The sequence below is a fragment of the Hydrotalea sp. AMD genome (assembly GCF_004100315.1).
In the GTDB taxonomy this organism is placed as follows: Bacteria; Bacteroidota; Bacteroidia; order Chitinophagales; family Chitinophagaceae; genus Hydrotalea; species Hydrotalea flava.
Window position 1 is genome coordinate 141,329 of the sequence record NZ_SCKY01000010.1, and the last position, 6,000, is coordinate 147,328.

Below are 6,000 nucleotides of genomic sequence, written 5' to 3' on the forward strand. Positions count from 1 at the left end.
TTTGTAAATAATAAAAAAATTATTTTAAAAAAAATCCCGGGTAGAAACCCGGGACGTGAAAAAAACATTAAGAATATATATAATGCTACAAATTAATAATTTAATTTTAACTATCCCTCATTTACTGATAATTTTTCACTGCTGGAAAGAAAATACTTTTTAACCGATGCCGGGGCGGCGGTATGGTAAAAATTACATGCAGTGTACAGGCGGGCTTTGGCAATTTCAACAATACTGTAAGCATTACCCTGGTTGCCACCCATTACATGGTAGGTGTTTTCACTTTCGGCAATGTACATGCCTACATGGGCGCCGCCTTCGCGTTTAAAAATGAGTATATCGCCGAGCTGCGGGCAAATGCACATACACATTAATGCCACCGGATTGAAACAAATTAACAGTAACTATGCTGCTAAGTTGCAGCGAGGGTGGTGGCGGGAAAAGGACAAAGGGGAGAGGAGTTTATCTTTACATTAATGGCAGGTACTCTTTGTTTAGGGTAGATTTATTTGCGAACAATTGATGAATCTTCTATACTTTTTCTTGATTTCTTAATTTATTATTATTTTTAATTGCAAAAAACGAAATCATACTAATATAACCGATGTGAAATCCAATTATTGATAAAATAGCTTGATGTTGAGTCTCAGTTAAGTTAAAGAAACTTAGAACAGATGGAACATAAAATGATATACCTACTAGAGCGCAAGAAATTCCCATCAGCTTAAAAAGATCCGTTTCTTTTTCTTTTTCTGTTTCTTGTTTTTTCGAGAAAAAAGCAGATAAATAATTAAAAAAGAAATTTAATATGGAAACAGGTACTCCAATGCAAATTGATAGTATGATTGTTTCGATTAAATCATTTGCTTTGTAAATATCATTAGCAAATTGGAATATGAACCAATAAGGAGCTAAAAAAACACCAAAAATGATTAGTCCTATAATTGTTCCTTGATTAAATGAAAGACTTTTTAAAAATTCAAACATTTTTAGTAATTGTTTAATTAAATGTTTTCTAAAGTATTCCTCTTTTTTACTGTATAAGATTTAGATTTTACGGCAGTTGCTTTGCCTTATGCGACCTGAAAATGTTTGTGAATGTTGAGCGTTGGCATTTCTGACTATTTATGCATTCTCAATTATTTTTATTTCTTCTTCGGTCAAGCCGTAAAGCTGGTAAACCACCACCCCGTAGCAAGCCGGTAAGTTTTGTTTAATTCAGAGGCAACGCTTTTTAAAATTGCTTCTTGAAATTTCAACTCGATGAAAGTTTTTAAAATCACTAAATCTTTTACCCACTTTTCAACCATTTCTTTGTCAATCTTTGTCATTACATCTTTGAAGTTCTCAACCATTTCAAAAACTTTTGTCGCTGCTTGCGACAACGCTTCAGGGTGTTTATTCAAATACCATTCTTCCCACTCCTTTAATTTGCTTCCAGGGAATTCCTGAATCAAATCACTCATTTGCCCTACAACAGATGGTCGTGTTCCCTGTGCGTTTTGATTTGCAAGATTTAAAATCTGTGTAGCGTATTTCGGAAAGTTGGTTGCTTCTGCATCAAGCAGTGAAAGGATTTCGTTATTTGAAATTTTTATTGTCTTCATTAATAAAATGTGCTTGATTGAATAATTGTTGAAATTTGTCTTTGTATTTAAACTCTGTTTTACTATCAACCTGAACCAACCCGTTTTTGATTAGGTGAGCATTAATGAAAGTTTTGTTTTCAAGATAGAGATAGCAAAGGAGATTATTCTCCTTATCGTGCTTCACTTCATCATAACGGATAAAAACTCTTTTGCCTTTTGTTTTTTCTTTCAAAAAATTTGTTGCGTCACCATTAATAATTGGGTCTTCCTTGATTCCGATAAGTTTTATCGTGAGGTCATTATTGAGACGAACTTTTTCTGGGCTGATAATTTCTTTTACTGTGTAAAATTCTTCTCGTTGAGTTGAGCTGTTTTTGTCAATTCGGCTTCCGAATTGTAATTTTTTTATATCAATTTTCTTATCAAGGGTGTGGGGGTCTTTGAAGATGTAAGGCAATTTTTGAATTTCTTTTTCAAAGTCAGTCTCAATCCCTTTTTGTTTAATGAAATTATATGTTGTTCCGCTCAAATCCTTTTGATGAGTTTCTAACTAACTTTTCTTTAATGAAAGGAATAAATTCTGGATTGATTTCGTAACCAATTGAATTTCTGTCAAGATTTTTTGCAGCTAAAGCAGTAGTGCCACTACCAGCAAAGGGGTCAAGAACTGTTTCACCAACAAAAGAAAACATTTTGATTAAGCGTTTGGGCAATTCTTCGGGGAACATTGCGATGTGGTTATTTTGTCTTGCTCCTGCAAAATTCCAATGTCCTGCAAAGTAAGTGTTCCATTCTTCGGCGGTCATTTTAGAAAGTTCCTTTTGTTCTTTTGTTGGTTTGGGTGCGTCCCCCAATTTTTTGAAAACGAGAATAAACTCATAATCCAATTTCAAAATTCCGTTCCTCGGATATGGGTAAGAACCCATTTGAACACCACCGCCTGTTGTATTGGATGTTGTAACTTTTTGCCAAATGATTGCTCCCATATAATCAAACCCAATGTTTTCGCAGAATTTGATTATTTCTTCACGAATCGGGATGACTTTATAGCGTCCATAATAAACAGCTCTAGCGAACTGGTCGCCAATATTTACACACAACCTGCACCCATTATGAAGAGTACGGTAGCACTCTTTCCAAACCAAATTCAGATTGTTGATGTAGTTTTCATAACTGTCGTGAAACCCAATTTGATTATCTGTCCCGTAGTCTTTAAGTTGCCAATAGGGCGGCGAGGTAATAGCTAAATGAACAGAATTGTCTGGCAGTTCGGTCATTTGTCGGCTGTCGCCATTTACAATTTTATGATGAGTCTTCAATTGCTAAAATATTTGGGCAAATCTAAGTAAAAAGTCAGACCAATGAGCAGGGAAATGTCCACAAAAAGCTATGCCGAAAAAGACTGGCATTTGCATCGAACTTGTCGAACACCTGTCGAACAAATTCTCCCAAATCCCCATCATTCCTGCGTTTTTTTAAAAATACCTTAATTTTTATCTAAAACACACACCAATCATCCATAATTTTTTTCAATACAACCCTGCCATGCTTATCTTAGATGCTCTTTTTTTAGCATACTGTATTATTCATTCACATTAAAAACAGGCACATGAAGAAATGGACATCTTTATTTGTATTACTAGCCATCATCACCGGCTCGTATGCACAAACTACCGGCAACTACAACCAACACGAGGCCTTTGCCCCTATGTTTTATCCAGCCTTCGGCGATAAAGTAAGAGCGGCAGATGGTACCCCCGGCCCGGAATACTGGCAAAACCGCGCCGATTATAACATCAATGCCAGCATCGATACCCTTGCACAAAGCATTAAAGGTGCTGTGCTCATTTCTTACACCAACAATAGCCCGCAAAACTTGTTGTTTTTATGGTTGCAATTAGATCAGAACATCTACAGCCTATCTTCACGTGGGGTAGCTACTACTGCGGTAAGCGGTGGTCGCTGGGCCAACCGCAATAATTTTAATGGTGGTTACAATATTGAATCGGTTGAAGTAATAACCGATGGTAAAACCGAAAAAGCCAACTACCTCATTAATGATACCCGTATGCAGATTAAACTGACCAAATTGTTGAAAGCACAAGGCGGAAAAATTCAGATAAAAATTAATTACAGCTTTAAAATTCCCGAATATGGTACCGACCGTATGGGTAGGCTCAATACCAAAAATGGCTGGATTTATGAAATAGCACAATGGTACCCCCGTATGTGTGTGTACGATAATGTATATGGATGGAATACATTGCCTTATTTAGGCCAGGGTGAGTTTTATTTGGAATATGGCAATATTGAATACCATGTTACTGTACCTGGCAATTTCATTGTAGTAGGTTCGGGAGAGTTAATGAACCCACAGGAGGTGTTAACTACTGCTGAATTAAAACGCTGGAAAGAAGCGGCACAAAGTGATAAAACGGTTATGTTGCGTTCTGCTGCCGAAGTAACCGACCCGGCCAGCCGTCCGTTTAAGAAAATGCTTACCTGGAAGTTTAAATGCCTGAATACGCGTGATGTGGCCTGGGCTGCCTCCAGATCCTTTATTTGGGATGCTGCCCGCATTAACCTGCCCAGTGGCAAAAAATCGCTGGCCATGAGTGTATATCCGGTTGAAAGTAATGGCGATAGTAGCTGGAAACGCTCTACCGAATTTGTAAAAGGCGCTATTGAATATTATTCAAAATATTTATTTGAATTTACATACCCTACTGCTACCAACGTAGCCGGTATTGTGGGTGGAATGGAATATCCGGGCATAGTATTTTGTGGTTATCGTGCTACAGGCCCCAGTTTATGGAATGTTACCTCACATGAATTTGGTCACAACTGGTTCCCGATGATTGTAGGAAGTAATGAACGTAAATTTCCCTGGATGGATGAGGGCTTTAATACCTTCATCAATACCATGGCCGATGCGCATTTTAATAACGGCGAATTTTTAAATCACAGAATGGATAACCTTCACATGGCTGCCCGTTATGTGTTTAGAGATAGTACCGAAAGTATTTTTACTATTCCCGATGTGGTACAACCCCAAAACCTGGGTATTTATGCTTATTATAAACCGGGTATGGGTTTAAAATTGCTGCGGGAAGAAATTTTAGGCCCCGGCCGTTTTGATAGTGCCTTTAGTTATTATGTACACCAATGGGCATTTAAACATCCTACACCCTGGGATTTTTTCCATTGCATTGAAAACTATACCGGCGAAACTTTAGATTGGTTTTGGCGGGGTTGGTTTATGCATAGCTGGCGTATTGACCAGGCGGTGAAAGGCGTTGCATATAACGATAATAACCCCGCTGATGGCAGTATTATTACCATTGAAAATTTAGGTCAGTTGCCCATGCCGGTTACTGTGGCAATTACAGAAGCCAATGGTAAAACCGGTACCGTTCATTTGCCAGTTGAAATTTGGCAGCATGGTGCTACCTGGAAATTCAGATACCCATCTACCGATAAAATTACCAAAGTGGTGATTGATCCGGAGTATAAAATACCCGATTTTAATAGCGCCAACAATACCTGGCAGGCAGAATAATGATTCCAAAATATTAGGTTCTAACATTCCGGATGGTTAGCATTGAATTGCACCACCCGGAATTTTTTTTGTGCAAAACTTCCGATAAATGAATTGCTTTAAGTTTAGGTTTGTTTACTGCGATAAATTTATAGCAGATAGTCCTGAATAAAGTTAAACAGTAGGATAGGGCTTATAAGCATTATCACTTTAAATTTATGCTTTAAACCCATTTCCTATTCACCAAAATCAAGCAAACCGAAGGCTTGTGTTATAGGGAGTTGTTAGGTCAATAAACTGAAAATTGAGCTGTGATACTTGTTTTAATAGATTATATATTTTCAAACTTTCAGTATCCGAGGATAAATAAAATTGAATCGACTTTTCGCAGTCAGCTTGAGCAAAAAGTTTAGTATCATTTGTAATTATGTAATTAATTCAAGTTTCCTATTTTAAACGATTGCTTTTACTTGAAAAGCTAAAACGAATAGTAATATTTTAAGTAAGAATCCATCTTTAGTGACTGCGTGAATAGAATGGGGTGTCATTTCTACAATTTCACTAATAGTGGTTTCTATACGTTTTCTCATTGCATTTTTAATAAAAGCATGATAAGGTTTATCTGGTTTTTTACTGTTTGATTTTCTGCATATTTTTAACTCTATCAGCTCAGTTTCTTTATATAATTCTTCTAATTCATATGCTGTATAGGCACTGTCTCCAAATAAAGAGCTCTCTGGCGGCAGATCCATAAACATTTTCTGCAAGGCTTCTACATCATGTTCGCTACCAGGTGAAAAACAAATTTCAACCGGTATACCATTTTTGGTTGTAATCAACTGTACCTTTACCCCATAAAAATATTCCCTTTTA

General features: G+C 36.8%; 7 protein-coding genes. 1 reads left to right on the plus strand and 6 read right to left on the minus strand.

Features of this window, described 5'->3' with window-relative positions; translation table 11 throughout:
* Positions 1-110 precede the first annotated feature (110 nt).
* The 5 genes from EO766_RS09320 to EO766_RS09340 all read right to left on the minus strand — a co-directional run bounded on the left by EO766_RS09320 (position 111) and on the right by EO766_RS09340 (position 2,866).
* The gene (locus tag EO766_RS09320) at positions 111-365 is read right to left on the minus strand and encodes a C40 family peptidase (RefSeq protein ID WP_074421253.1); all 255 of its coding nucleotides are present in this window, start codon (positions 363-365) and stop codon (positions 111-113) included.
* Between the two features lie 166 nt (positions 366-531).
* Positions 532-987 (minus strand): hypothetical protein, encoded by a 456-nt coding sequence (locus EO766_RS09325; RefSeq protein WP_074421252.1) that lies wholly within the window; start codon positions 985-987, stop codon positions 532-534.
* A 173-nt stretch (positions 988-1,160) separates the two neighbouring features.
* Positions 1,161-1,607: an MjaI family restriction endonuclease gene (locus tag EO766_RS09330; protein ID WP_074421251.1), complete on the minus strand. Its 447-nt coding sequence runs from the start codon at positions 1,605-1,607 to the stop codon at positions 1,161-1,163.
* On the minus strand, positions 1,582-2,118 hold the full coding sequence (locus EO766_RS09335) for a thermonuclease family protein (protein ID WP_218836966.1): 537 nt from the start codon (positions 2,116-2,118) through the stop codon (positions 1,582-1,584). Before EO766_RS09335 ends, EO766_RS09330 begins: the two co-directional genes overlap by 26 nt.
* On the minus strand, positions 2,099-2,866 hold the full coding sequence (locus tag EO766_RS09340) for a DNA-methyltransferase (RefSeq protein ID WP_287100931.1): 768 nt from the start codon (positions 2,864-2,866) through the stop codon (positions 2,099-2,101). The genes EO766_RS09335 and EO766_RS09340 overlap by 20 nt, the downstream gene beginning before the upstream one ends.
* Before the next feature lie 332 nt (positions 2,867-3,198).
* Here EO766_RS09340 and EO766_RS09345 point away from each other — a divergent pair, with 332 nt between their 5' ends.
* A complete protein-coding gene (locus tag EO766_RS09345) occupies positions 3,199-5,148 on the plus strand; it encodes a M1 family metallopeptidase (protein WP_074421250.1) in 1,950 nt (649 codons plus the stop codon).
* Positions 5,149-5,579: 431 nt separating this feature from the next.
* Here EO766_RS09345 and EO766_RS09350 read toward each other — a convergent pair.
* Positions 5,580-6,000: transposase (locus tag EO766_RS09350; RefSeq protein WP_287100932.1), on the minus strand; the 421-nt coding region annotated here is incomplete at its 5' end.

What these genes read in the sequence shown, in the direction of transcription:
- EO766_RS09330 (WP_074421251.1), bottom strand. Translation starts at nt 1,607, where the DNA reads ATGAAGACAATAAAAATTTCAAATAACGAAATCCTTTCACTGCTTGAT.
- EO766_RS09345 (WP_074421250.1), top strand. Translation starts at nt 3,199, where the DNA reads ATGAAGAAATGGACATCTTTATTTGTATTACTAGCCATCATCACCGGC.
- EO766_RS09320 (WP_074421253.1), bottom strand. Translation starts at nt 365, where the DNA reads ATGTGCATTTGCCCGCAGCTCGGCGATATACTCATTTTTAAACGCGAA.
- EO766_RS09340 (WP_287100931.1), bottom strand. Translation starts at nt 2,866, where the DNA reads ATGACCGAACTGCCAGACAATTCTGTTCATTTAGCTATTACCTCGCCG.
- EO766_RS09325 (WP_074421252.1), bottom strand. Translation starts at nt 987, where the DNA reads ATGTTTGAATTTTTAAAAAGTCTTTCATTTAATCAAGGAACAATTATA.